This is a genomic window from Neisseria sp. P0022.S009, from assembly GCF_051956675.1.
Taxonomy (GTDB): domain Bacteria; phylum Pseudomonadota; class Gammaproteobacteria; order Burkholderiales; family Neisseriaceae; genus Neisseria.
In genome coordinates this window covers 1-488 of the sequence record NZ_JBQCXE010000053.1, presented here as the reverse complement: position 1 = coordinate 488, position 488 = coordinate 1, and the positions used below count along the sequence as shown (strand labels likewise).

Annotated in this window: 1 pseudogene; it reads left to right on the top strand. The window is 49.8% G+C overall.

Going from position 1 to position 488, the window contains the following annotated elements:
• Nucleotides 1-488 (top strand): annotated as a pseudogene (locus ACTHUG_RS11400) (hypothetical protein); the annotation flags it as partial.

The window sequence follows — 488 nt, the reverse complement described above, 5'->3', positions numbered from 1 at the left end:
ATCTAACAATGCAAACCCACAATGTAAAAATAAAAAACCCAAGGAACACGCCATATCCACCCCTTTAACGCGCCGCCGTCTTATCGCCATCGCCGCCACACTCGCCACCAACACCGACACTCCCTTCGTCATCAGCCGAAAAACCAACCGACCGACCCACCCAACCAGCCCGAACCAAAAAGAACAACCCACCACCCAAAAAAAAACCACACCAAACCCAAACACAAAACCACACCCACCCAACACCAAACACAAACAAACAAAAACACCAACCAACAAAACACCAACAAAAACCCCAAAACCGGAAAAAACCCCCAGACCACACCAAAACAACAACCCAATCAGCCGCCTAAACCAAGCAAGCCACCTAAAAAACCCGCCACCCAACTCCTCGCAGCCGCTCAACACCAAACAAAACACTCATCCACCGACGCAAAGTGCACTTAACCCCAAAACCCAGCCTCTACGGAACTACCCCCTATACACAT